Source organism: Asticcacaulis sp. W401b (assembly GCF_046503825.1).
In the GTDB taxonomy this organism is placed as follows: Bacteria; Pseudomonadota; Alphaproteobacteria; order Caulobacterales; family Caulobacteraceae; genus Asticcacaulis.
In genome coordinates, this window is record NZ_JBKFEE010000005.1 from 1 (window position 1) to 24,360 (window position 24,360).

Below are 24,360 nucleotides of genomic sequence, written 5' to 3' on the forward strand. Positions count from 1 at the left end.
TTAGTGCTGAACGAGATCGAGCAGCGCGCCATCCTGCCCGTGCCCCTGAGCCTGCACCTGATCAGCCTTGTAACCGTCGCGCTGGCCGGCACGCTGGTGTTTCAACAGCGGGCACAGGTGGTGCGTGCCGTGGCGCGCTTCCTGCCGCTGCGGGGCAGACGGCTACCGCCCCTGCCCGCCGCAGAATGAAAAAAGCCCCAGCGCAGGCCGGGGCTTTTGGTTACAGGGCCGCTTTGAGCCTTTCCAGCGCCGCCGACAGGCGGGCCTTGCCATCCTCGGCGTCTTTCAGGCGCTCCTGATTCTCGGTGATCACCTCTTCCGGGGCCTTTTTAACAAACTCCGGGTTATCGAGTTTGCGCCTGGTCCCTTCGATGGTCTTGTCAAAGGCGGCAATGTCCTTGGCCAGTCGCGCTGCCTCGGCCTTGAGGTCGATGAACTCCGCCACGCTGAGGTTGCCGGTCGCCTCGGCGATCACGAAGGGCACCGAGCCGACCGGTGCGGTTTCGTCCACGCCGATTTCGCCCAGACGCCCAAGGAAGAGGATCAGGTCGCGGTGCGTGCTCAGCCAGCCCTGCGTCTGCACCCCGGCCCCGGTCAGGGTCAGCGGCACCTTGGCCGAGCCCGGCACGTTCATTTCCGAACGCACGCTGCGCACTTCGGAAATCAGCTCGATCAGCCAGTTAATCTCCGTATCCGCCGCCGCATCAATGGCCGCCGCGTCATAGACCGGCCACTGTTCGACGATCAGGGAATTAGCGCGGCCATCGGTCGCCGCCCACAGTTCTTCGGTGATGAAGGGCATGACCGGGTGCAGCAGGATCAGGCACTGATCCAGCACCCACGCCGTCATAGCGCGGATTTCGGCCTTGGCCTCGGCATCTTCGCCGTTGAGGATCGGCTTCGACAGCTCGACGTACCAGTCGCAGACGACGTTCCACACGAATTTATACAGGGCATTCGCCGCGTCATCGAAGGCGCAGGCTTCCAGCGCCTCGGTGACGATCTTCACCGTCTTGTGCGTCTCGCCACGGATCCAGCGGCTGAGCGTCAGCCTGACCGACGACGGGTCGAAACCGGCCACCGCTGCACACTCGTTCATCTGGGCAAAGCGGTGGGCGTTCCACAGCTTGGTGCCGAAATTGCGATAGCCTTCAATGCGTTGTTTAGCCAGCTTGATGTCCCGGCCCTGCCCCGACATGGCGGTCAGGGTAAAGCGCAGGGCGTCGGCACCGAATTCGTCGATCAGGACCAGCGGGTCCATCACATTGCCCTTCGACTTCGACATCTTCTGGCCCTTCTCGTCGCGGACAAGGGCGTTGATAAAGACGCGCTGGAACGGGGCCTTACCAGTAAAGTGCAGGCCCATCATCATCATGCGGGCCACCCAGAAGAAGATGATGTCGAACCCGGTGACCAGCGTGTGGGTGGGGTAGAAGCGCTCCAGATCGCGCGTCTGTTCCGGCCAGCCCATGGTCGAAAACGGCCACAGAGCCGACGAGAACCAGGTGTCGAGGACGTCTTCGTCTTGTTTAAGGTCAACCGTTTTGCCGTAATGCGCTTCAGCGGCGGCGTGCGCCTCTGCATCTGACATTTCGACAAAGCACTGGCCGTCCGGCCCAAACCATGCCGGGATGCGGTGCCCCCACCAAAGCTGGCGCGAAATGCACCACGGCTCGATATTGCGCAGCCACTCAAAGTACGTCTTTTCCCAGTTCTTCGGCTCAAACACTGTGCGGCCGACTTCGACGGCGGCCAGCGCCTCCTTGGCCAGTTCACCGGCATTGACGTACCACTGATCGGTCAGGAAGGGCTCGATGACCACGCCCGACCGGTCGCCGTGCGGCACCATGTGTTTGGTCTTTTCTATGGCTTTCAGCCAGCCCTCTTCCTCGGCGCGAGCGATGATCGCCTTGCGCGCCGCGAAACGGTCCTGACCGCGATAGGCTTCGGGCACCTCGTCGTTCAGCGTGGCGAACGGCGTCAGAATATTGATCAGCGGCAGGTTATGCCGCTTGCCGACCTGAAAATCGTTGAAATCGTGCGCCGGGGTGATCTTCACCGCGCCGGAGCCCTTGGTCGGGTCGGCATAGTCGTCACCGACGATGGGGATGCGACGCCCGGTGATCGGCAGGATGACGTCCTTACCGATCAGGGCCTGATAGCGTTCATCGTCCGGATGCACGGCCACCGCCGTGTCGCCCAGCATCGTCTCCGGGCGGGTGGTCGCCACGACGATATAGTCGCGGGTCTCAAGCGTTTCATTGCCTTCTTCGTCCTTGACCGGATGGTCGAAGGTCACGCCGTCGGCCAGCTTATAGGCAAAGTGCCAGTAATGGCCATCAACCTCCTTCTGCTCAACCTCAAGGTCGGAGATGGCGGTCTGGAAATGCGGGTCCCAGTTGACCAGACGCTTGTCACGGTAGATCAGGCCCTCTTTATACAGTTGCACGAAGACCTTGCGCACGGCGGCCGACAGGCCCTCATCCAGCGTGAAGCGTTCGCGCGACCAGTCACACGACGCCCCCAGACGGCGCAACTGCCCCTGAATGGTGCCGCTGCTTTCGGCCTTCCACTGCCATACCTTTTCGACAAAGGCCTCACGGCCCATATCGCGGCGACCGACATTGCCGGCGGCGGCCAGTTGACGCTCGACCACCATCTGCGTGGCGATGCCCGCATGGTCGGTGCCGGGCAGCCACAGGGCCGCCTTGCCGCGCATCCGCTCAAAGCGCGTCAGCACGTCCTGAAGCGTGTTGTTCAGGGCGTGGCCGATATGCAGGCTGCCCGTCACATTGGGCGGCGGGATGACGATGGAAAAGGGTACGGCGCCTTCGTCCTCGCTCGGCTTGAACGCACCGGACGTTTCCCACATCTCATAGAGGCGCGGTTCAACGGTTTTGGGGTCGAAGGTCTTTTCCAGCATGGTCTTTTCGCGTGTAAGCATGAAACAGAAAGAGCGGCGTCCTTAACACAGGACGCCGCTCCGGTAACAGGTAAAAAAGCGTTTTGCGCTTAACGGCGCGCTTGGCGGGCCAGACGCTCGACTTCCTCACGCACCGCCGTTTCGACGATGGCCGGCAGGTTGCCGTCCAGCCAGTCCTGCAGCATCGGGCGCAGGATTTCGGTCAGCAGGTCTTCGATCGAGCGGCCTTCGCGCGGCAGCAGGCTGGCGCTGGTCAGTTGGCCAAAGGCCGAGACCGCGCTCTGCACCGTGCGCTCTGACACGAGGTGCGAAGTGGTCTCGTAATCGACGCGCGGAGCGGGTTTCGGCGCGGGCTTGGGGGCCACAGCAACCGGTTCCGGATCGAAGGCGTCGATATCGCCGATCGACACGGCGGGCTTGGGCGTCGCCACCGGTGTCGTCAGTTCCAGCACGTCCTCTTCTTCGACTTCCGGCTCATCTTCCGGTTCGTCAAAGGTGACTTCGGGTTCGGGCTCAGCCGCAACGACTTCGGGCTCAGGCTCAGGCTTGGCCTTTTCTTCCGGGGCATCGTCCTCGGAAATGATCCGGCGGATCGAGGCGAGGATTTCCTCCATCGTGGGTTCGTGGGCGGTTTCGGACATGTCGGTGAATCACTCGAAAAGGATAGTCTGTGCCATAAAGACACGGCTCAGGGGTTTTTGGCAACTGTTAAGCGATCTTTATGCGCCCTATTTTCGCCTGACAGGCTCATTCCCCACCTGTCGGAATCATCACGATAAGTGTGCGGCCAACAGGGTTAACAAAATTTGAAGCCGACCGGCAAAAGAAAGGGCAGAAAGGCCTGAACCTTCCCGCCCGCCTTGGCTTTGAACCTGCGCGGTTATTAGCGCGTTTTCACGATCTCACCCGACGAATCGGCAAGGCCGTCCAGTGCACGGGCTACCGGCTCCAGAGGGGTCGCACCCTTGTTCTTAACCGCGTCAAAATTCTTGGCCGGATCGTAGATTTCGGCCTGAGGCGTCAGGGTACGCGCTTCGAGGTCGCCCATGACCGCCAGCACCTGTGAGGCGGCGACGTATTCGGCGCGCTGCGCATTGATCAGCGCCAGTTGTGCCTGACGCAGTTCCTGCTCGGCGTTCAGCACTTCGATATTGGTGCGTAAGCCCACTTGCTGCTCGTACTTGACGCCTTCGGCGGCGACGGTGGCGGCGCGCACCTGCTCCTGATTGGCCTGCGTCGCCGTGCGGGCGGCCGCCATATTGGCCCAGGCGGTCGAAACGTTCTGCACCACATTGCGGCGCGCCAGCTCGACGCTGATCTTCTGCGCCGTATAGCCTTCGGTAGCCTGACGCACGCGCGACGAATTATAGCCGGCGCTGAACAGCGGCATGGTGAAACGCAGCGAAGCCGTGGCCGCGTCGCGCTTATCCAGATCCTTGAAATCATCGGTCGGCGCGCTGGTGGCGTAACCGGCGCCCAGGGTTACACGCGGCCCCAGACCCGACTTGGCCACAGACACGCGGGCGCGGGCGGCGGCTTCGGCCCATTTGGCGGCGCTCAAAGACGGGTTGTTGGCTTCGGCGCGATCCAGCGCGGCGTCAAACGTGACGGGCAGGTTGGGCAGGCCCGGCACCGGGTCGAGCGCGGTGGGGGTCTGACCGACAATGGCCACGTATTGTGCGCGGCTGCTGTCGAGTTGGGCGCGGGCCTGCGCCAGAGAAGCGGAAGAGGCCGCCAGACGGGCTTCGGACTGCGCCACATCGGTGCGCGTCAATTCACCGGCTTCGAAACGGGCCTTGGTTTCATCGAGCTGGCGCTTGAGAACGTTATAGTTTTCCTCGCCGATGCGCAGGGCCTCCTGATCGCGGCGCACAGCGGTATAGACGCTGATGACGTCGCTGAGCACCTGCGCCTCAACGGCGCGCAGGTCTTCGCGACCGGCATTGACATCGGCCTCAGCCGCCTTGACGCCCGACGACAGGCCACCGGAGGCAAACAGGGTCTGATTGGCCGACAGGTTCAGGCCCGTCGAAGAGCGACCGGCCGCCCCCGTCGGGACATCGCTATAGTCCACGCTGGCGCCAGCGCTGAGCGTCGGGCCCAGACCGGAACGCGCCTGCACATAGGTTTCATCCGTGGACCGCTGCTGGGCGCGGGCACGTTGCAAGGTGGGGTTATTGGCATAGGCCAGAGTAATGGCGTCGGTGAGCGATTCCGCGAAGGCCGAACCCGCCCCCAGCGCCAGAGCCGACACCGTCAAACCGGCCAGCAGGTACGCACGCAGTCCCTTACGGCCACCGGCAGGCTTGGACGAAAGCTTTAGCATCAAAATGATTCCCTTAAAGTAAGGGCAGCGCCACCCCCCGCCCGGCGGCCTTTCGACCCCGCATTGCGATGCGTTGCTGCCTTTGAACTGAAACCTACACTGCCAGAAGCCGGAGGCTTTGGCGAGTTACGGTTTTTTCACCTACGCATTTCTTGGGTACGCGACGCAAAAAAGGCTGCGGTGTGATGCCGCAGCCTCTTTGGATCGCTGATCAGATCGCCGCTTCGGCTTAAAACACGAAGGCCGGGGCCTTGGTAAAGCCCGGCAGTACGGCGGTCGCCGCATTGAACACAAAGGCTTCGGACACACCGGCCTGAAGGCGGGTATAGACGCGGGCCTCGCCCAGAGCGCCGCTGCGCACCACCACACCAAGGCGGCCATGCAGTTTCAGCGCGGCAAACCACTCGGCAGGCACGTCCTCGACCGCGCCTTCGCTGACGATGATGTCGTATTCACCAGCGACCGGCGTTTTGAGATCCTGCACGACCAGCGAGATGCCCAGCGTCTTGAGATAGGGTTCGACCACGGTCTGGACGCGGGCATCGGCTTCCTGCACCGTGACGTCGAGACCGGCGTGCTTGAGCACAGCGGCGGCATAGGGCGCACCGATGGCCAGCACCTTCTGACCGGCGACGGGCTTGAGCGCGTGCAGCAGCTTGGCGAGGTCGCGCGGCAGCATCAGGGCGCGGCCCGGCGCAATCTGCGGCTCGACATCGCCATAGGCGGCAAAGCCCTGCCCCGGCGCGACCAGACGCTCGCGCTCAATGTGACGCATGGCCTTTTGCAGCGCGGGGTCGGTGACGTCGTTCACCCGCACCTGAGATTCAACCATGTTCTGACGGGCGGCGAAGTAATCCATCTGAGCCTCGAAGCATATAGACGACAGGAGTCGTGTCCTTATCCTGCGCTTATAGGCGTTTGCAAGGCGCGCTTCAATGCACCGCACACCCCGGTTTTGCATTTTTCAGGAAAAGTGACAGCGTTCACGGTCGGGGCACGCTGACCGCAAGCCCTGCGCAACCCTTGCGATCCCAAATTCAAAATTCTGTATATAAACCGTGACAATCCCATTGCAGCCGCAGGGCCGATCTGATAGCTGAGCCTACCGCTAATGTGGTGAGGCCTGATGGCGGAGCGGTTACGCAGCGGATTGCAAATCCGTGTAGCCCGGTTCGACTCCGGGTCAGGCCTCCAAATCTCCCCAAAAAATCGAACTACGCCGCGCGCAGGGACTGAATGAAGGCCTCGATCTGGCCTTTCAGATCACCGGCCACGGCCTGCACCGAGCGGGATTCGAGCGAGACGGTGCCCGCCGCCTGATCGGTAGCGGCGGCCACGTGCCGCACCGCGTCGATGTCGCGGCCGACGCTCTGGGCCCCTGAGGCCAGGGCATCGACCGTGCTGGCGATGTCGCGCGTCGCCGATTGCTGGGCACTAACCGCCTCGGCAATGCCGTCGGCCGAGGCGCGCAGTTCCTGAATGACGCCGACGATGTGGCCGATGGCCTCGACGGCCTGAGTGGTGTCCGACTGGATGTGCGTCACCTTGTCCGTAATGTCGCGGGTGGCTTTTTCGGTCTGCTGCGCCAGCGTCTTGACCTCCGAGGCCACAACGGCAAAGCCTGCCCCCGCCTCCCCGGCGCGCGCCGCTTCGATAGTGGCGTTGAGCGCCAGCAGATTGGTCTGACGCGCGATTCCGGAAATAATGTCCACGACGGCGCTGATTTCCTCGGCGCTGCGGTTCAGGCGGCCCATGATTTCGGACGTCGCCTCGCTTTGGCCCACGGCCTGCGCCGACACTTCGGACGAGGCGACGGCGGCCTGAGCAATGTCTGAGGCGCTGCTCGACAGGCCCTGCAGGGTTTCGGCGACGTGGTGCGCCTGCCGCGAGGTGGCCTCGGCCGTGGCGGTGACGTTCTCAATGCGCGAAACGGCGCCCTTGGCCTGTTCGCTCATGGTTTCGGCCGAATCGGTCATGGCTTCGGATGAGCGGCTCAACCCCACGATCAGGGTCGAGACCTGCGCGTGCAGACGCTCCCCCATCTCCTGAAGCGCCTTTTGACGCTCCTGCGCCAGCACCTCGGCGCGGCGGGCGTTTTCGGCCTCCAGCGCGATCAGGGCGCGGCCATTGCCCCGGAAGATTTGTAAGGCCCGCGCCATGGCACCGATTTCGTCCGAACGCTGCGCCCCCTCGACCTCGGCTTCAAAGTCGCGTTCGGCAAAGCGCGACATCAGGCGGCTCATGCGCTCCAGCGCGCTGAACACTTCACGGTCAAAATAGACGATGGCCACCAACCCGGCCAGACCGACCCCGATCGCCACAACCCAGATGCCGGCCCGGAAGGTCTCTGCCGCCGCCAGCAGCGGACGCAACTGCGCCTCGCTTTGCGGAGCCGTTTCAAGCGTCGCCTCAAGCCCGCTGATCACCGCCCCCTCGTGTCCCAGAGCCACAGCGGTCAGCGAAGCCAGCAGAAGAAGGAACAGGGCGAAGAGGCCCCGGATACGGGCCTTGATGGGCGGCAGGGTCACGGCAGCATCTTTCAACGGAAAAGAGAGATGCCGCCATGCAACCGGATAGCGGTTAACAAGCCGTTGCAACGGGCGTAAAAACCAACAAAATCGGCGTAACGCGAGTCTTTATATTAACTCTTCATTAAGGCAAATCGGGTCAACTCAGCCTGTCTTTGCTTTTTTGAAGACACCCACCATCACCAAACTTTTCAACCCGGTCTTCTGGCCGGGTTTTTCTTTGGGTTGAACAGGGCGTGAGATATAAAGAAGGCCCTGCGCGCGGGGCGGCAGGGCCTTGTCTTTGTAGCTGGCTCCCCGGGCAGGATTCGAACCTGCGACCAATCGATTAACAGTCGATTGCTCTACCGCTGAGCTACCGAGGAATGTTTCACCAGCGAGGAGGCGGCCTATAGCAAGGCTTGGGGGACGATGGCAAGCCTAAAGCTGAAATTTATCCACGAGATTGCGCAAATAGCGCCGACCATGCCTCAGGCCGCGCGCAGGATCACGCGGTTGCGGCCCGACTGCTTGGCCTCATAGACGGCTTCGTCCGCGCGCTTGATAAAGGCTTCCAGCGTGTCGCCAAGCCCCAGCAGGGACGACACCCCGACCGACACCGTGACATCCAGGGTGCGGCCGTCGGGCAGGCTGAACGGCGCTTCGGCCACGGCCTGACGCACGCGCTCGGCAATGGTCTGCGCCGCGTCAGCGGGCGTGTCGGGCATCAGCACAACGAACTCTTCGCCCCCCAGACGGCAGGGCATGTCGATCGCCCGCACATTCTGGCTGACGCGGCGAGCAAATTCCTTAAGCACCTCATCACCGGCATCGTGGCCAAAGCCGTCATTGACGCGCTTGAAGTGGTCGATATCAAGCAGCAGCAGCGACACCGGGTCATCGGTTTTCAGATGCCGGCGCATCAGTTGCGTCAGTTGTAAATCCATAAAGCGGCGATTGTTCAGACCGGTCAGCGGATCGGTGACCGCCAGCTCCAGCGAGCGATCCAGACTGGCGCGCAGGAAGTCGGCATAGCGCTTGCGGCGAATCTGCCCACGCGCGCGCGCCAACAGTTCCTGCAAATCGACCGGTCGCGGCAACACGTCGCTGACGCCCAGTTCCAGCCCCTTGAGCAGGGTTGGGCGTTCATCGGGATTGAACAGGCCCAGCACCGGCAACTGCCGCGTCAGTTCGGACGAGCGCAGATGCGCCACAAAGCGCAAGGGGTCGAACTCACGCGCCGCCAGGTTTAAAACCAGCAGGTCCACACGACCCAGAGCGATTTTCAGCGCCGCCTTCGGATCGGTTTCGTAGGCGCAGCGGTGCTGTTCGCCCAGCGCCACCATCAGCCGTTCGGCCTGACGCACCTGGTCATCGAGGATCAGCACATTGCCGGGCGCCGTCATCTGACGGTGCAACTGGCTGGCGTCGATCAGGCCCATGCGGCGCGAGGACTGTTCGCGCTGACGCAGTTCGTCGGACAGGTGCTTGAGCCGCACCAGCGCCTTCAGCCGCGCAAACAGGATCACGTCATCCAGCGGCTTGGTCAGAAAGTCATCCGCCCCGGCCTCAAGCCCGGACAGGCGGTCGTCGCGCCCGTCGAGCGCCGTGACTAAAATAATGGGGATATGTCGCGTTTCGGCCAGTTCTTTGAGCTGGCGCGTCACCTCATAGCCATCGACGCCCGGCATCATGACGTCCAGCAGGATGATGTCGGGCTGTTCAATAATGGCCATCTCGATGGCTTCCGCCCCCGAATGGGCGGTCACCACATCGTAATAGTCGGCCTCCAGCTTGGCCTGTAGCAGGCGGACATTGGCCGGAATATCATCAACGACCAGGACCTTGGCTGTCATTGCGCCCTACCCCAGATAGCGGCGAACGGTATCGAGGAAGTGCGAAACGGAGATAGGCTTTGAGATATAGGCCTCGCAGCCGCCTTCGCGGATACGCTCCTCATCGCCCTTCATGGCAAAGGCGGTCACGGCCACGACCGGAATGTGCGACAGCTCATCGTCTTCCTTGAGCCACTTGGTGACTTCAAGGCCGGAAATTTCCGGCAACTGAATATCCATCAGGATCAGGTCCGGACGGTGCTTGCGCGCCAGCGACAGGGCCGACAGCCCTTCACCGGTTTGCAGCGTCTCATAGCCCTGCGCATCGAGCAGATCATGAAACAGCTTCATATTCAGTTCGTTGTCCTCAACAATGAGAACCTTTTTCGCGCTCATAAGCCTGTAATCCGTGTGGGGGTCGCGATTCGCGGCATCGCGTGTCACTGAGCCACACCCTACCCGAACTGTCTTAAGCCGAGGTGAAGGGGATGGAAACAAAGTGTAAATGGCCGTATCGACGCCTCGCCCCGGAATGCCTATAAGCGGGGTATCTTTTTTCAGGAGACCGAATCCATGTCGAAGATCGAAGCCCGCCTCCAGGAACTGGGGATCACCCTGCCCGCCCCGGCCGCCCCCGTCGCCAACTATGTGCCCTTCGTGCGCAGCGGTAACCTGATCCACATTTCGGGTCAGATTTCCAACGACGGCACCGGTCGTTACAAGGGCACGGTCGGCGTGGATGTCTCGCTGGAGGAAGCCACCGAAGCGGCGCGCGTCTGCGGCATCAACCTGCTGGCCCAGATGAAGGCCGCCGTGGGTGACCTCGATAATGTGGTGCGGGTGGTCAAGCTGGGGGCCTTTGTGCAGGCCGGTCCGGACTTTTATGACGTGCCGCAGGTGGTCAATGGCTGCTCGAACCTGATGGTTGAGGTGTTGGGCGAAGCCGGCAAGCACGCCCGCTCGGCCGTCGGTGTGTACAAGATTCCGCTGGGCTTTGCCGTCGAAGTCGATGCGGTGATCGAAGTGGCGGATCGTCGATAGGTTTTAGAGCGGAATGATTTCTACTGGAATCATTCCGTTCAAGCCGCCATTGAGGCGGCGGCCAAGGTGGCGAAGCCACCGCCCGGCGAGGGGCTAAACAAAACCTAGATCATTATGTTTCTAACAGAAATCATAATGATCTAGCCACGAAAAACTGGAAAAGACTACAGAGCCCTTGTGCCCGCAGGGCATGAGTATCTGCTTCCGGACGGAAAGATATGGCGCTACGCGCCGGACTTTTCGGCTGCTTTTTTCCAGATTTTCGTGCTTTTCGTGGCCAATTCCTGTCTTGTATCCTCGTACGCACCGCCTAGATTGAGGCCATGCCCGTGCCCGCCCTGACCGCTGCCCTGCACCGCTCGATCAGCGAGATCGACCCCGCCGTGTGGGATGGATTAAAGGGCGACGATAACCCCTTCAACAGCCACGCCTTTCTCGAAACGCTCGAACAGACGGGCTGCGTCGGCGAAGACAGCGGCTGGGTGCCACATCACCTCAGCCTGAGCGATGAGGCGGGCACGATCTGCGGCGTGATGCCGCTCTATCTCAAATACCATTCGATGGGCGAATACGTCTTCGACCATAGCTGGGCGCAGGCCTATGAGCGCGCGGGCGGGCGCTACTATCCCAAACTGCTGTCCGCGTCGCCCTTCACGCCGGTGACGGGGACGCGGCTGTTGTCGCCAGACCCCGACGTGCGCGCGGCTTTGATCCGCACGGCGGTGCAGCTCTGCGATACCAACGGCCTGTCGTCGTTCCACGTCAACTTCCCCACACCTGACGAATGGAGGCTGATGGGCGAAGGCGGCCTGCTTTTGCGGCAGGATCAGCAATTCTGGTGGAGCAATGCGGGTTATCAGAGCTTTGACGAGTTCCTCGCCGCGCTCTCGGCCAATCGGCGCAAGGTCATCCGCCGCGAACGCCGCGATGTGCAGGCGGCCCTGAACCTTAAAATCCATAGCGGTCGCGACATCACCGAAGCGCATCTCGATCACCTGCACGCCTTTATCGAGGATACCTACGACCGCAAATGGGGCTCACCCTATCTGACGCGCGACTTCTTTTCGCTGATCACCGAGCGGATGCGCGATCAGATTGTGCTTGTGTTTGCCTATGACGGAGATCAGCCGGTAGCCGGAGCCATCAATTACCGCGGCGGCGACACCCTTTATGGCCGTCAGTGGGGGGCGCGGGTCGATGTGCCATTCCTGCATTTCGAAGTCTGCTATTATCAGGCCATCGACTACGCCATCGCGCACGGACTGAACCGCGTCGAGGCCGGAACGCAGGGTGAGCACAAGATTTCGCGCGGCTACCTGCCCCACCCCGTCTATTCGGCGCACCATATCCGCGACCGCGCCCTGCGTGAGCCCGTGGCCCGCTATCTGACCCAAGAACGCGCGGCCGTCGCAACGCAGATGACCGAGTACGAGGCGGAACTGTCGCCATTCCGCAAACGCGATCAGGCATGAAAAAACCGCCGGTGGGGAGACCGGCGGTGTTTTTTTAGATAGGCGTGTCGCCGACGATCAGGCGATCGGCAGGCGGTGGGCACGGGCCCAGGCGACAACCAGTTGCGACGCAAAATTTACCAGGAATTTCATAGGGGTACTCTCTCAGAGCGCATTCCGAAAAGTGTGCAGCGGTTTTGGCTTCGCCGAACTTCGTTTCGGAATCAAATGCGCGGCAAATAAGATTAGTTCGACGCCGAGCCGGGAGCAAAACCCAGGGCCAGAAGCGCATTCATAAAGCGTTCGATCAGCTTTTCCATTGTCAGTCCTCACACACAAAAAAGTTATGACAGCGCTGTCAATAGCACTTTTTGCACCTGCGAACAAGACCCTTGTCGTCACATTTGAAATTAAGGTCTGTAACGCTTCGTGTGAGGGGCGAAAAATGGGCCTCACAACCCCCTGAACCACGCCTCCAGATGCGTCAGATCATGACGCATGGCGGCCTCACGTTTGAGCGCCTCGGCATCCTCGCCCCAGGTTTCTTTCTGGAAGGTTTCACCGACGCGCGAGGCAGCAAAGGCCTCTTCGGCGCTCAGACGGCCCTTGTACAGTGCCAAAGCCAAGGCCACGGAGCCCAGCAGCGGTATGGCGGCCATCAGACCGGCACGCGCATAGACCGAAGCCGCACTCAGGAGCGTTTTAACGCCTTCGATCGTCTGCACCGGCTGACCGCGCGCCATGATCGAGGTCTGCGGCATAAATTCAAGCGCCAGTTCACTTTTCAGCCAGTCGATGACCGGCCCCCAGGCCGCCTGTTCGCGGGCAATCAGGGCCTGCGGATAGGCGGACGGGTAGCAGACCAGATCGGTTTCGGCAAAGCGCGCCGCTTCGGCCAGCGCCGCCTCAAGGCCGCTGTCCATGTGGTCGAGCGCAGCAAACCCCAGTCGCGTCAGGGGCATGGCGGTGAAATCAACCGTCTCTTCGACCGCTTCCCATTCACGCCCGACCAGCGCCGCCAGCGCGAAATTGGGCAGCACCAGCGTGGCGCCCTTCGGCGTTTTCACCGCACGGCCATCAAGCGTCACGCCGTAGCCCGGTCCGTCGGCCTTGATCTCGACGGTCTTCCAGAAGCGTTTCGGCTTTGAGCCGATCTGATCACTGCGCTTTGACGGCGCTTCGGCCTTGTAGGTCATGAATAGCTCTCCTTTATCCTTCCCCGGCTGGCTCAATGCGCGCAAAGCCCCCTCCGTCTTTGACGCCTGAACGGCGTCAAATCCACCTCCCCCGACACGTCGGGGGAGTAGAACGGTTTTACATCAACTCCGGTACGAACCGGTCAAGAACCGCGCCCAATTCGTTGAAATCGTGGACAATCTGCTGCGCGCCGGCGGCCTCAAGTTCATCGACCGTGTGGAAGCCCCACGACACGCCGATGGCCTGCACCTGTGCCGAACGCGCCATGCGCATGTCGTGCGTCGCGTCGCCGATCATCACCGCTTGATGCGTACCGACGCCCAGCGCCGTCAGATTGCACTGGAGCATGTGCGGATGTGGCTTGGACGGGCAGTCATCGGCGCAGAAGGTGACGTCAAACAGCTCACCCCAGCCGTGCTTTTCGACGATGCGCGTCACGCCGCGCCGCGAATTGCCCGTGGCCATGCCGATCAGCCAGTTGTCGTTTTTCAGCCGCTCCAGCGTTTCCTGCGCCCCCAGATACAGGGCCTCGCTAAAGTCCGGATCGGCATGAAAGGTCAGAAAGGCGTTCTGAAACTCGCGCGTATAGGCCGCCACGGTTTCCGGATCGAGGTCCGGGCGCATGGCCTGCAAGGCTTCGAACAGCGACATACCGACAATGGCGCGCACCTCATCATAGGTGGGCGGTGTGAGGTTCAGCACCTTGGCCGCCTCGACCGCCGCGCGATGGATCGAGGCGCGGCTGTCGATCAGGGTGCCATCGACATCGAATACAGCGAGTCTCATCTTACCTTCTGGAGGCGCGGGTGGCTTTGCGGAAGGGTTCGAGGCTGGCCTCGTGCTCATCGAAGCCATAGCGGTCGAACCCGGCCTGAATGACCGGGTCGAGCGGCGCTTCGACGATCAGCGTGCCGTGCGTCGGGTGCGGGATTTCGATGCGCCTGTGGTGCAACTGAAGCCCCAAACCCTCTGAGAGGGCTATGGATTTTTCATCCTTGTACTTGGGATCGCCCAGGATGCAGTGCCCGATAGCCTGCATGTGGGCACGTAGCTGGTGCGTGCGGCCCGTATGCGGGCGCAGCGCCATCCACGCCAGACGGTGCGCGGCGCGGGAAATGGTCACATATTCGGTTTCCGCCGCCTCGGCGCCCGGCTCCTTGGGGTCAGCGGGCATGACCATCTCACGGTCATTGATGCCCTTCTTGACCAGAGGCACGTCGATCACCCCCTCCTTGGGGTCAGGCGTGCCGGCGACCAGCGCCCAGTAGGTCTTATAGGCCTTGCGCTTGGCAAAGGCCCCGGCCAGACGCGCCGCCGCCGACGGCGACTTACCCAGCAGCAACACGCCAGAGGTGTCGCGGTCGAGACGGTGGACTAGACGCGGCCGCTCCAGCCCCTCGCCCCAGGCCGACAACAGCCGGTCGATATGGTTTTTCGTCTTGGTGCCGCCCTGCACGGCCAGACCCGACGGCTTGTTGATGGCGATGACGTCCTCGTCCTCATAGAGGACCAGCGACTTGGCGTAACGCACCTCCTGCGGGCTCAGTTCGGCGCGCTCGCGCTTTTGCTGTTCCTCGGACGGCGCGTCGGGCAGCGGCGGCACGCGCACGCTCTGACCGGTGCTTAGCCGTGTGTCGGCCTTGGCGCGCGCACCATCGACGCGCACCTGCCCCGACCGCAGCAGCTTGTTGAGCTGAATATGGTTGAGGTGCGGCCAGCGCCGCTTGAAAAACTTATCGATACGCACCCCGTCTTCGCCTTCGGCGACATACAGGATCTTCACTTCCCTACTCATCCGGCCACTTTCCGAAACACAAACAGACCGATCATGACGGCCAAAATCGCCAGCGCGGCGGAGGACACGGCATAAAGCCCCGCCAGCCCGTAGTCTCGCCGCTCCAGCATATGCGCCACTTCCAGCGAATAGGTGGAAAAGGTCGTAAACCCGCCCAGAACGCCGACGCCCAGCAGAAGCCTCAGGCGCTCATCGCCCCCCCTAGCCAGCAACCAACCGGCCAGAAGCCCCATCATGAGCCCCCCCAGCAGATTGGCCGCGAACGTGCCGATGGGCCAGCCAAAGGGCATGGCCGCCGCCGGCCACAGACGGGCCAGTCCATAGCGCGCCGCCGAACCGAGGGCTCCACCGATCATGACCAGTAACAAATTAGACATGTCAGGCCTCATACCCCTCTTGGCCCTCAAATCATAGTGTTTTAAGGAGGGGAGCAGACAAATACCAGCAAGGGACTATGCCATGAGCCTGTACGGGGACTACGATCCCAAGAACATCTTCGCCAAGATTCTGGCCGGAGATATCCCCTGCGCCAAGGTCTATGAGGACGCACGGGTCTTAAGCTTCATGGACGCCTTCCCGCAGACGAGGGGCCATTCGCTGGTAATCCCCAAGGTGGCGGCGCGTAACCTGTTCGATATTTCGTCCGAGCACCTGCAAAACCTCATCCACCACACGCAGCGTATCGGCCGCGCTGTGCGCGACGCGCTGGAACCGGAGGGCGTGCGGATCGCGCAGTTCAACGGCGAGGTGGGTGGACAGACGGTGTTTCACCTGCATTTCCACATCATCCCCTGCTACGCCAACGGCGCGACGAAGCATCATGCGTCGGGTCAGATGGCCGATCTGAAAGACCTCCAGGACATGGCGGCGCGTATCAAGGCGAAGCTGTGATGTTTTTTGTTCTTCGTCATGGTCAGACCGACTGGAACGCCCAGATGCGGCTTCAGGGCTCGACCGACATCCCGCTCAACGACACCGGGCGTGAGCAGGCCCGCGTCGCCGCCCGCTTTCTGGCCGATCAGGGCATTACGCGCATTGTCGCCAGCCCTCTGATCCGCGCCTATGAGACCGCTAATATCGTCGGGCGGGCGCTGGATCTGCCCGTCATCACCGACGGGCGGCTGACCGAGCGACATTTCGGCATCTTTGAGGGCCTGACCATCGACGAGGTCGAAGACCACCGGCGCGAGATGCTGGCGCACATGAACCCCGACCTCGATATCGACGGCAAGCACTACCCGCACAATGCCGAGCGCTTACCCGCCGTTATCGAGCGCGTGCGCGCCTCGGTCGAAGATCACGCCTCGGGCGAAGCCATCCCCCTCTTTGTCTGCCACGGCATTCCGTTCCGCGCCATCGCCCGCGTCTATCTGGGGGAGATGTATTCCAGCCCCAATGCCTGCCCGGTGCGCTATGCGCGTCAGGGCGAAGGATGGACCATGACCGGGCTCGATCCCGACAATCAGCCGCTGCACGGCGCCTTCTTCAAAGGGCCGACGACCATGGGCCGCATCTGAGACAAGCCCATAACAATGTTCGATATTTTGTCGCAAATGCTCCGTTTCATCCGTGAACGGATATAAGTATAGATCAAGTATATTTTTTCACCTGTTAAACTGAAATTCAGACACCTTCCCTATTATCTCACAAAACGCGCAGAAAAGGCGTGTGAGTTGAGTTTTGTGAAGGTTTTATGACGAACTGGACCTCGGTTATGCAGAAAGCGGCCCAAGTATCGAATATAACAGACACGGTAGAGCCCGTCTCGCCGCAAACCAGCAATTCACAGGTCTATGACGCCTTCCGCGACAATCCCGAACTGCTGGTGCTGGCCGTGGTTGATGGACACGGCACAGTGCTGGGCCTGATCGAACGTCACAGCTTCAATCTCAAAATGGCTTCCGAATACGGTCGTGCCCTGTTCGGCAACAAGTCGGTGACCACAATGATGGACACCCGCCCGCTGACCGTCGAAGCCGATACCCCGCTGCGCGACTTCATGCAGGCCACCCTGGCTGAACGCGCCTCGGAACTGCTGCGCGGCTTTATCGTCACGCGCGACGGCGCCTATGCCGGGGTCGGCACCACCTTGTCGATCCTGAAGGCGATGAATGACGACCTTCAGGACAGTCTGCTGCAACAGCGCGAAATGGTCACCGATCTGATCCGCCTCAGCGCCGAGTCGCAGCGGCAGCAATCCTTCCTCAACACCATTATCGACAATATTCCGGCCATGGTGCTGGTCAAGGACGCCCATTCGCGCGTCAAGCTGATCAATCCCGCCGGCGAGGACATGCTGGGCGTCAAGCGCAGCGACGTGGTGGGCAAGACCAGCCACGACATCTTCCCGGTCGAGCAGGCCGACACCTTCACCCGCTCCGACCGCCGCGTTCTGGCCAGCGGCGAAGCGGTGATGATCGAAGAGGAAGCAATCTATAATGGCGAGCGCCAGCGCACGGTGCAGCTCAAAAAGACCGTCCTGCGCGGCCCGGATGGCTCACCCGACAGCATACTGACTCTGGGCATCGACCTGACCGAGCAGAAGGCCGCCGAAGCACGCATCGCGCAACTGGCGCACTATGATCCGCTGACCGGTCTGGGCAACCGCACCCTCTATACTCACGAGATCGAGCAGGCCCTCAGCCGCGTGCAGCGCCACGGCCACCACCTCGCCCTGCATTGTCTGGACCTCGACCGCTTCAAGACGGTCAACGATTCCTTTGGCCATCTGGCGGGCGACGCCCTGTTGCGTCAGGTGGGTGAGCGCCTGAAGCTGTGCGTGCGCAAGGGCGACTTCATCGCCCGCATGGGCGGCGACGAATTTGCCATTATCCAGAATATCGAGCGCCCCGAAGACGCCCGCTGCCTGGCGGAGCGCGTCATTGAGGTCATGAAATCGCCGTTCGATATCAACGGCATCCGCCTCGAAGCCGGGGTCAGCGTCGGTATCGCGCTCGCCCCCGAAGACGCCGCCGACGCCAATAACCTTTTGTCGCGCGCCGATCTGGCCCTTTATCGCGTCAAGTCCGAAGGCCGCAACGGCTGGTGCTTCTATCACGCCGAAATGGACGCCGTGGTGCAGCAGCGGCTCGAAATGGAGCACGAACTGCGCACGGCCCTGAGCGACCAGCAATTCCAGTTGCATTTCCAGCCCCTGCTCAATCTCGACAGCGGCGAGGTGGTGTCGTTCGAGGCGCTCCTGCGCTGGCATCACCCCCACCGCGGCATGGTTTCGCCGGGCGAATTCATACCGGTGGCCGAAGACAGCGGCCTGATCGGCCCCATCGGCGACTGGGTGCTGCGCGAAGCCTGCCGTCAGGCGGCGCAATGGCCCACGCCGTGGCGCATCGCCGTCAATATCTCACCGCTGCAATTCCGCGACGGCTCGCTGCCGCAACTGGTCAGGGACGCCCTGAAAGCCTCAGGCCTCGACCCGCGCCGTCTGGAGCTGGAAATCACCGAAAGCGTGCTGCTGGCCGACGAAAAGCACAATCTCAAAATCCTCAATACGGTGCGCGATATGGGCGTGCGTATCGCCATGGACGATTTCGGCACCGGCTATTCCTCGCTCAGCTATCTGCGCGCCTTCCCCTTCGACAAGATCAAGATTGATCAGTCCTTCGTGCGCGACCTGCCGCACGATCAGAACGCCCTGTCGATCATCCGCGCCATCTCCGACATGGCCGAAGCGCTGGGCGTACACATCACCGCCGAAGGGGTCGAAACCGAAGCCCAGATGGAAGCGCTGAAAGCCATGAACTGCCGCGAGGCGCAGGGCTATCTGATCGGCCGCCCCGCCGCCGCCATCGAAGCCTATGCCGCCGTGAAGGTGGCCTGAGCCCGCGCCTTTTGAGACGGTCTCCCGTCGCTGATACATAAGAGACCGTCTAGACTTTCAACGGCCGGATGCGCTTCAGCATCTTCGGCCGCTGGTATAACGTCTTTATTTTTCAGCAGCCAAGCGGACATTCAAACCTGAGCCGCACCCGGACATGATGTTTCCATACAGAGGGAACTAACCCTCACGCTGAAAAGGAAACCCGCATGTCCCTTCTGTCTCTGGTCGCCATCCTGATCGTCGTCGGTGTGCTCTTGTGGCTGGTCAACACCTTCATCCCGATGGACCCCAAGATTAAAAGCATCCTCAACGCCGTGGTGGTGATCGGCGTGGTGATATGGCTGCTTCAGGTATTCGGTCTGCTGGGCTCGCTCAGCACTATCCGCGTGGGCTAAGCCTCATGCCGAAAAGCAGGGTCGCGGACCCTGCACCCGTAACGGGGAGCAGAAGGTGCCGGCTGCGCTCTACTCTCCTCCCCATTCGATGGGGAGGTGGCAGTGAGCGCAAGCGAACTGACGGAGGGGTACACGCCTGCCAACAGCATACCCCTCCGGCGGGACTTCGCCCGCCACCTCCCCATCTGTGGGGAGGAGAAACGCAGCACGCGCTACGCTGCCGGTTCCCACAACTCGATCGCATTACCCTCCGGATCGAGGATTCGCGCAAAGCGCCCCACCCCCGGCATATCCCAGTCCGGCTGAGTGATCACCTCGATCCCCGCCGCGCGAAGGGCCGCACACAGGTCATCCAGCCCTTCGACCCGCAGATTGAGCATCCACTGACGATCCGCCGCGAAATAGTCGGTATCCGCCGCAAAGGGCGAAAAGACGCTCGGCCCGTCCTGCGTATCCCAATGGCCATAAGGCCCGGCCCCGACGCCCAGATGCTCGGCATACCACGCCGCCATGGCCTTCGGGTCCTTGGCCCGGAAGAAGAAACCGCCGATTCCCGTCACACCCTAGCTACCTCCTGTCTATGGGTTAAGGCGTATCAGGCCGTCAGGCTGTGCACAAGCTAAGCCATACGCTGCATCAGCGACGACTGGCTGAAGATCTCGACCGAGCGCAGGCGCGCCTCAATATCGTGGATCGGCATGGAGATGATCAGTTCATCCGCCTCGGTCGCCGCGAGGAAGTTTTCCAGCTTGCGCTCTATGGTCTGCGGTGAGCCGACCACCGCATATTGCAGCATATGATCGACCATCTGCGTCTCTTCGGGGCTGAGCTGGAGCCCGCGCACCAGTGCCGGGAACGGCTTGCGCTCATTGCGCCGCAGCGCCGCGAAGGCCTGCCGCATCGAGGTGAACAGATAGTGCGCCTCCTCATCAGTATCAGCCGCCACGCCCATAATGCCGACCATGGCCTTTGGCTGCGGATGATCGGCCGAGGGCCGGTACTGCTGACGATAGAGACGCAGCGCCTGATGCAGCAAATCCGGCGCAAAGTGCGAGGCAAAGGCATAGGGCAGGCTCATCTGCGCCGCCAGTTGCGCGCCATAGGTGCTCGACCCCAGGACCCAGATCGGCACCTTGGCGGCAAAGCCCGGCACGGCCAGTATCGGCTCTGAGCCATCCGGATCGTCCATCAGCCGACGCAGCTCCGCCACATCATAGGGGAAGCTGTCCACACCGCTGTCCATGTTCCGCCGCAGCGCCCGCGCCGTGCGCATATCCGTGCCCGGCGCACGCCCCAGCCCCAGATCGACCCGCCCCGGAAACAGCGCCTCCAGCGTGCCGAACTGCTCAGCGATCACCATCGGCGCGTGATTGGGCAGCATGATGCCGCCCGAACCGATGCGAATGGTCGAGGTATGGTGCCCGACATGTGCAATCGCCACCGCCGTCGCCGAAGACGCGACCGCCGGCATCCCGTGATGTTCCGCCAGCCAGTAGCGATGATAGCCCAAAGCCTCGGCCTGACGCGCCATGCGCGCCGTATTGGCAAAGGCGTCGGCGACGCGGCTCCCCTCCCCGACCTGCGACAAATCCAGAATGGAAAAGGGGATCATATAATACCTCACGAAGTATGCTGAGGGCTTATGTAGGTGGTCCGGTTACGATTACCAGAGGCGTGCCTCGGCAAAGATGTCAGGGCCGACATAAAACGCCTGCGCCGCGCAACAAAAAAATGACTACCCAGTGAGGCGAGCCCTCTGGACGGCCCACGCAACTTATGACAACACTGTCAAAATAATAAGAAAGTACAGGCAAGTGGAAAGCGTAATGATAACTCTCATCGTGGCCGGCATCGGCCTTTACGGCGTAGCCGTCGTCTTCTCGGTCATCGCCAGCGAATTCTGGGGGCATAATTGACATAAACGTCAGTTATTGGAATTCGCTCCGGCATAGCCCTCTCTAATAAAACCGACCTGCTCACCCGGCGTCATCTGACGTCGGGTGAATGGCGTTTGGGGTATGCTCGACTACGAAGGCGCACCGCCACTAAAAACCAGCTTTTAACAGACGGATTATGTGTTGGAAGAGACGATAGGATTGGCTGCGCTGCGCTTCGCCGAAACGCCGCCTGACGGCGGCGTTTTCGAACCCAGGGTTCGAAGTCCCGGACACCCACCGGAGCAGTTTGCCCGCCTGTGAGCATCAGGGGAGTCGCCGCGGGGCGTTGTCATGCCGACGATCTATCAGGAGCGACACCCCCTGCCCCACGAGTCAAAGTTGACTTTCACGCTCAGGAAGCCGATCATCTTCTCTGTCAGATATGGGGGATGTGATGATAGAGTTCCTGTTTAGCTTTCAGGGCCGGGTTCGGCGCAGAGACTACTGTCTGTTCAATCTCGCGCTATTCATACTGGTGTGCTGCATAACCGCTCCGGAACTTTCACATGTTGACAAACTATCCAGCCTCCTGCGCATCCTGAGCGCGGGCTACGACGACTTCTATGCGTACTTAGGTCGCATTCTTGACAGGCTCTTAGCGCCTCTGGCCGTTGCGCCCGGATGGCTCAAAATGGCCATCGGTTATGCGTGCTTCGGGGCAATAGCGTGGGTGCGACTTGCTCTGGCGGTGAAACGCTGGCATGACCGAGACAAGTCCGGGTACTGGGTTCTCATTGAGTTGCTGCCGGTGGTGGGTCTGATATGGTCATTTATCCAGACCATCATTCTGGCGGGCACGGTTGGCGACAACCAATATGGACCTGACCCTAAAGCTCAAGATACAGCAGAGGGTGGCGATGCTCATATCCCCGCCCGGTACATATGACCCTGTAAAGCGTTCTTAGCAGAGCGCTGAAATAGTACCCTTCCGGTCAGCGACAGGCTTGCTGTGCCGTGACTCAGGGGCGCTCGCTAGCGGTGATCGGCGTGGTTTTTGATGGTCGAGTACCGTCGGACCATTTTGCCCGCCTAGCGCGTTCTGGGGCTTTTTTGTGCCGACAGGCACGGAATCGCTTCTGCTCCTATTTGCAACCAGCCGAATCTAACGTCGGTACGAGCGCTGATACCGAGGCTTAAGCGGTATATTCAGCCGGTGAGGCGACACAAAAACTGTCACACACAGCTCGCCAAACATCGGTTAACTATCTGATTTTTTATGAGAAAAAAAGTGAAATGGCGGAGACGATGGGATTCGAACCCATGGTACCCTTTTAGGGGTACGCTCATTTAGCAAACGAGTGCCTTCAGCCTCTCGGCCACGTCTCCGCACTAAGGGTTCACTTAGCCTGACTTGTCCCAAATGGCAACGGGCAATCCAAGCCCACCTCCGGAAAAGTGTGAACATCGTCGCGTCGGGTGAAAATCACGATTTGCCTTATGGAAAAAGGGCTTGCGTTAACGGTTATCTAAACGCCGTGTGGCAGGGTGTCGGCGAAACCGCCTCAGATGATCCCCAAAGGACACCCCAAAACGGTCATGACAGACGCACGCACAGGCGCCCCCGCCGAAACGCTTACGCCCCCTGCCGCCCCTGACCGGGTGACGGGCGAAAAGGCCTTGCGCATTCAGGGTTTGAGCCAGAGCCGTAAGGCCGAGGCCCCGGCCGATCACCGCCGCGGACCGTTTCGCCCTGAGCGTCTGGTGCCGCTGCGTGAGCGCCGCGCCAATGAAGCCTACGCCTACCTCTTCCGTTTCAGTGACCTGCTGCTGATCGCGGGCGTCAGCCTGTTTGTGGCGCAGGGCCTGTCGTCGCGCGGCTGGCAAGGGGCGCTGGCGGCTGACATCCTGCCGCTGCTGGTCGCCGCCGTCAGCCTGTGCTGGAGCCTCAAGAGCTTCGATCTGTACGTCTATCGCCGTCAGGAGCGCCTGAGCGGGCACCTGCTGCGCGTGCTGGTCGCCGTGACGCTCAGCCTGATCGCCGGCTTTGCGACGGCGGGCCTCAGCGGTCGTGCCGATCTGCTGATCCCTGTCTTTGGCCTGTGGGCCGTTGGCGTATGGCTGGGTCTGGGGGCGCTGCACGGCGCGTCGTTTGGTCTGGTCGCGCGCTGGCGGCGCAAAGGGTTTCTGACGCCCAATATCGTCATTGTGGGCGCCACGCGCGACGCCAAAATCCTGATCGAAGCGGCGCTGGAACGGCGCGATGTCAATATTCTGGGCATTTTCGACGACCGCCTGTCGCGCGCGCCCGGTGACCTCTGTGGCGTGCCGGTGCTGGGCGACACAGAGGCGCTGCTGTCGCACAAGATCACGCCCTATGTCGATCGGGTGGTCGTCGCCGTCGATCCATCGGCGCGCGCCCGCATCGAAGGCCTGATCCGTCGCCTGAGCCTCCTGCCCAATGCCGTGTCGCTGCTGGTCGATGTCGATAGCGAGGCCGGACGCAAAACCGCTCTGGACCGTCTGTCGGAACAAAGCCTGAGCGCCAATGGCGTCGGACCGTCGGACGCCCACCGCACGCTGCACAAACGGCTTCAGGACGTCGTGATCGGCACCCTCGCCCTGCTGATCTTCGCCCCGGTGATGGGGGTGCTCGCCCTGCTGATCAAGCTGGACAGCCCCGGCCCGGTCTTCTTCCGTCAGCGCCGCCACGGCATGAACAACGAAGTCATCACTGTGTGGAAGTTCCGTTCCATGCGTACCGAAGCCGCTGACCCGACCGCCGCGCGTCAGGTGTCGCGCGACGACGACCGCGTCACCCGCGTCGGGCGCTTTATCCGCAAGACCAGCCTTGATGAATTGCCGCAACTGTTTAACGTACTCAAAGGCGATATGTCACTGGTCGGGCCGCGCCCGCACGCCATCGGCATGAAGACCGGCGACGCCGATTCCGCCAAGCTGGTCGCCGAATACGCCTGGCGGCACCGCATAAAGCCTGGCATGACCGGCTGGGCCGCCATCAAAGGCTCGCGCGGCGCGCTGGAAAACGCCGAAGACGTGCGCCGCCGCGTGCAACTCGATATCGACTATATCGAACGCCAGTCCTTCTGGTTTGACCTGTACATCATGGCCATGACGGTGCCCTGCATCCTTGGCGACCGCCACACCGTGCGGTAAG

Annotated in this window: 22 protein-coding genes and 3 tRNA genes; 10 read left to right on the forward strand and 15 right to left on the reverse strand. The window is 61.7% G+C overall.

Annotated elements, in window-relative coordinates; all coding sequences use genetic code 11:
* On the forward strand, positions 1 to 189 hold a 189-nt coding region (locus ACK8OE_RS11950), incomplete at its 5' end, for a hypothetical protein (protein WP_410272694.1).
* Between the two features lie 31 nt (positions 190 to 220).
* On the opposite strand, the gene ACK8OE_RS11955 is transcribed toward ACK8OE_RS11950, so the two are convergent.
* The 4 genes from ACK8OE_RS11955 to ACK8OE_RS11970 form a co-directional block, all read right to left on the reverse strand.
* Entirely contained in the window at positions 221 to 2,923 is a 2,703-nt protein-coding gene (locus ACK8OE_RS11955) for a valine--tRNA ligase (RefSeq protein ID WP_410272695.1), read from the reverse strand.
* Between the two features lie 89 nt (positions 2,924 to 3,012).
* Positions 3,013 to 3,564, reverse strand: a complete 552-nt coding sequence (locus ACK8OE_RS11960; protein WP_410272696.1) for a DUF2497 domain-containing protein — start codon at positions 3,562 to 3,564, stop codon at positions 3,013 to 3,015.
* Between the two features lie 242 nt (positions 3,565 to 3,806).
* Entirely contained in the window at positions 3,807 to 5,249 is a 1,443-nt protein-coding gene (locus tag ACK8OE_RS11965) for a TolC family outer membrane protein (RefSeq protein ID WP_410272697.1), read from the reverse strand.
* Between the two features lie 229 nt (positions 5,250 to 5,478).
* Complete coding sequence (locus tag ACK8OE_RS11970) at positions 5,479 to 6,108, reverse strand: protein-L-isoaspartate O-methyltransferase family protein (RefSeq protein WP_410272698.1); 630 nt, start codon at positions 6,106 to 6,108, stop codon at positions 5,479 to 5,481.
* Between the two features lie 261 nt (positions 6,109 to 6,369).
* Between ACK8OE_RS11970 and ACK8OE_RS11975 the strand changes: the two genes are divergently transcribed.
* Positions 6,370 to 6,443: transfer RNA gene (locus ACK8OE_RS11975), tRNA-Cys, on the forward strand.
* A 20-nt stretch (positions 6,444 to 6,463) separates the two neighbouring features.
* Here the strand turns inward: ACK8OE_RS11975 and ACK8OE_RS11980 are convergent.
* The 4 genes from ACK8OE_RS11980 to ACK8OE_RS11995 all read right to left on the reverse strand — a co-directional run bounded on the left by ACK8OE_RS11980 (position 6,464) and on the right by ACK8OE_RS11995 (position 9,987).
* Positions 6,464 to 7,777 carry a methyl-accepting chemotaxis protein gene (locus tag ACK8OE_RS11980; protein WP_410272699.1) on the reverse strand — a complete coding sequence of 438 codons (1,314 nt, stop codon included), beginning with the start codon at positions 7,775 to 7,777 and terminating at the stop codon, positions 6,464 to 6,466.
* 290 nt (positions 7,778 to 8,067) lie between these two features.
* Positions 8,068 to 8,142 (reverse strand) — tRNA-Asn (locus ACK8OE_RS11985).
* 105 nt (positions 8,143 to 8,247) lie between these two features.
* Entirely contained in the window at positions 8,248 to 9,612 is a 1,365-nt protein-coding gene (locus tag ACK8OE_RS11990) for a PleD family two-component system response regulator (RefSeq protein WP_410272700.1), read from the reverse strand.
* Positions 9,613 to 9,618: 6 nt separating this feature from the next.
* A complete protein-coding gene (locus ACK8OE_RS11995; RefSeq protein WP_013480598.1) occupies positions 9,619 to 9,987 on the reverse strand; it encodes a response regulator in 369 nt (122 codons plus the stop codon).
* Between the two features lie 177 nt (positions 9,988 to 10,164).
* Here ACK8OE_RS11995 and ACK8OE_RS12000 point away from each other — a divergent pair, with 177 nt between their 5' ends.
* On the forward strand, positions 10,165 to 10,632 hold the full coding sequence (locus ACK8OE_RS12000) for a RidA family protein (RefSeq protein WP_410272701.1): 468 nt from the start codon (positions 10,165 to 10,167) through the stop codon (positions 10,630 to 10,632).
* 323 nt (positions 10,633 to 10,955) lie between these two features.
* Positions 10,956 to 12,104, forward strand: a complete 1,149-nt coding sequence (locus tag ACK8OE_RS12005) for a GNAT family N-acetyltransferase (protein ID WP_410272702.1) — start codon at positions 10,956 to 10,958, stop codon at positions 12,102 to 12,104.
* A gap of 431 nt (positions 12,105 to 12,535) precedes the next feature.
* Here the strand turns inward: ACK8OE_RS12005 and ACK8OE_RS12010 are convergent, their stop codons facing one another.
* From ACK8OE_RS12010 to crcB, 4 genes are all read right to left on the reverse strand, one after another.
* Positions 12,536 to 13,279, reverse strand: a complete 744-nt coding sequence (locus ACK8OE_RS12010; protein ID WP_410272703.1) for an ATP12 family chaperone protein — start codon at positions 13,277 to 13,279, stop codon at positions 12,536 to 12,538.
* Between the two features lie 118 nt (positions 13,280 to 13,397).
* Entirely contained in the window at positions 13,398 to 14,066 is a 669-nt protein-coding gene (locus ACK8OE_RS12015) for an HAD-IA family hydrolase (protein ID WP_410272704.1), read from the reverse strand.
* Position 14,067: 1 nt separating this feature from the next.
* On the reverse strand, positions 14,068 to 15,075 hold the full coding sequence (locus ACK8OE_RS12020; protein WP_410272705.1) for an RluA family pseudouridine synthase: 1,008 nt from the start codon (positions 15,073 to 15,075) through the stop codon (positions 14,068 to 14,070).
* Positions 15,072 to 15,452 (reverse strand): fluoride efflux transporter CrcB, encoded by a 381-nt coding sequence (crcB, locus tag ACK8OE_RS12025; protein ID WP_410272706.1) that lies wholly within the window; start codon positions 15,450 to 15,452, stop codon positions 15,072 to 15,074. Before crcB ends, ACK8OE_RS12020 begins: the two co-directional genes overlap by 4 nt.
* 82 nt (positions 15,453 to 15,534) lie before the next feature.
* Between crcB and ACK8OE_RS12030 the strand changes: the two genes are divergently transcribed.
* The 4 genes from ACK8OE_RS12030 (at position 15,535) to ACK8OE_RS12045 (ending at position 19,308) form a co-directional block, all read left to right on the forward strand.
* Positions 15,535 to 15,966 carry an HIT family protein gene (locus tag ACK8OE_RS12030; protein WP_410272707.1) on the forward strand — a complete coding sequence of 144 codons (432 nt, stop codon included), beginning with the start codon at positions 15,535 to 15,537 and terminating at the stop codon, positions 15,964 to 15,966.
* Positions 15,966 to 16,592: a histidine phosphatase family protein gene (locus tag ACK8OE_RS12035; RefSeq protein ID WP_410272708.1), complete on the forward strand. Its 627-nt coding sequence runs from the start codon at positions 15,966 to 15,968 to the stop codon at positions 16,590 to 16,592. The genes ACK8OE_RS12030 and ACK8OE_RS12035 overlap by 1 nt, the downstream gene beginning before the upstream one ends.
* A 176-nt stretch (positions 16,593 to 16,768) precedes the next feature.
* Positions 16,769 to 18,913, forward strand: coding sequence for an EAL domain-containing protein (locus tag ACK8OE_RS12040; RefSeq protein ID WP_410272709.1), 2,145 nt, complete (start codon positions 16,769 to 16,771; stop codon positions 18,911 to 18,913).
* A 206-nt stretch (positions 18,914 to 19,119) separates the two neighbouring features.
* Positions 19,120 to 19,308 (forward strand): Thivi_2564 family membrane protein, encoded by a 189-nt coding sequence (locus tag ACK8OE_RS12045; RefSeq protein ID WP_410272710.1) that lies wholly within the window; start codon positions 19,120 to 19,122, stop codon positions 19,306 to 19,308.
* Between the two features lie 212 nt (positions 19,309 to 19,520).
* Here ACK8OE_RS12045 and ACK8OE_RS12050 read toward each other — a convergent pair whose 3' ends face one another.
* Together ACK8OE_RS12050 and ACK8OE_RS12055 are read right to left on the reverse strand one after the other, a co-directional pair.
* A complete protein-coding gene (locus ACK8OE_RS12050; RefSeq protein ID WP_410272711.1) occupies positions 19,521 to 19,868 on the reverse strand; it encodes a VOC family protein in 348 nt (115 codons plus the stop codon).
* Positions 19,869 to 19,927: 59 nt separating this feature from the next.
* Positions 19,928 to 20,920: an LLM class flavin-dependent oxidoreductase gene (locus ACK8OE_RS12055; RefSeq protein ID WP_410272712.1), complete on the reverse strand. Its 993-nt coding sequence runs from the start codon at positions 20,918 to 20,920 to the stop codon at positions 19,928 to 19,930.
* 719 nt (positions 20,921 to 21,639) lie between these two features.
* On the opposite strand from ACK8OE_RS12055, the gene ACK8OE_RS12060 reads away from it, so the two are divergent.
* Positions 21,640 to 22,131 carry a DUF805 domain-containing protein gene (locus ACK8OE_RS12060; protein ID WP_410272713.1) on the forward strand — a complete coding sequence of 164 codons (492 nt, stop codon included), beginning with the start codon at positions 21,640 to 21,642 and terminating at the stop codon, positions 22,129 to 22,131.
* A gap of 348 nt (positions 22,132 to 22,479) precedes the next feature.
* Here ACK8OE_RS12060 and ACK8OE_RS12065 read toward each other — a convergent pair.
* A tRNA-Ser gene (locus ACK8OE_RS12065) sits at positions 22,480 to 22,571 on the reverse strand.
* Between the two features lie 210 nt (positions 22,572 to 22,781).
* On the opposite strand from ACK8OE_RS12065, the gene ACK8OE_RS12070 reads away from it, so the two are divergent.
* On the forward strand, positions 22,782 to 24,359 hold the full coding sequence (locus tag ACK8OE_RS12070; RefSeq protein ID WP_410272714.1) for an exopolysaccharide biosynthesis polyprenyl glycosylphosphotransferase: 1,578 nt from the start codon (positions 22,782 to 22,784) through the stop codon (positions 24,357 to 24,359).
* Position 24,360 lies beyond the last annotated feature (1 nt).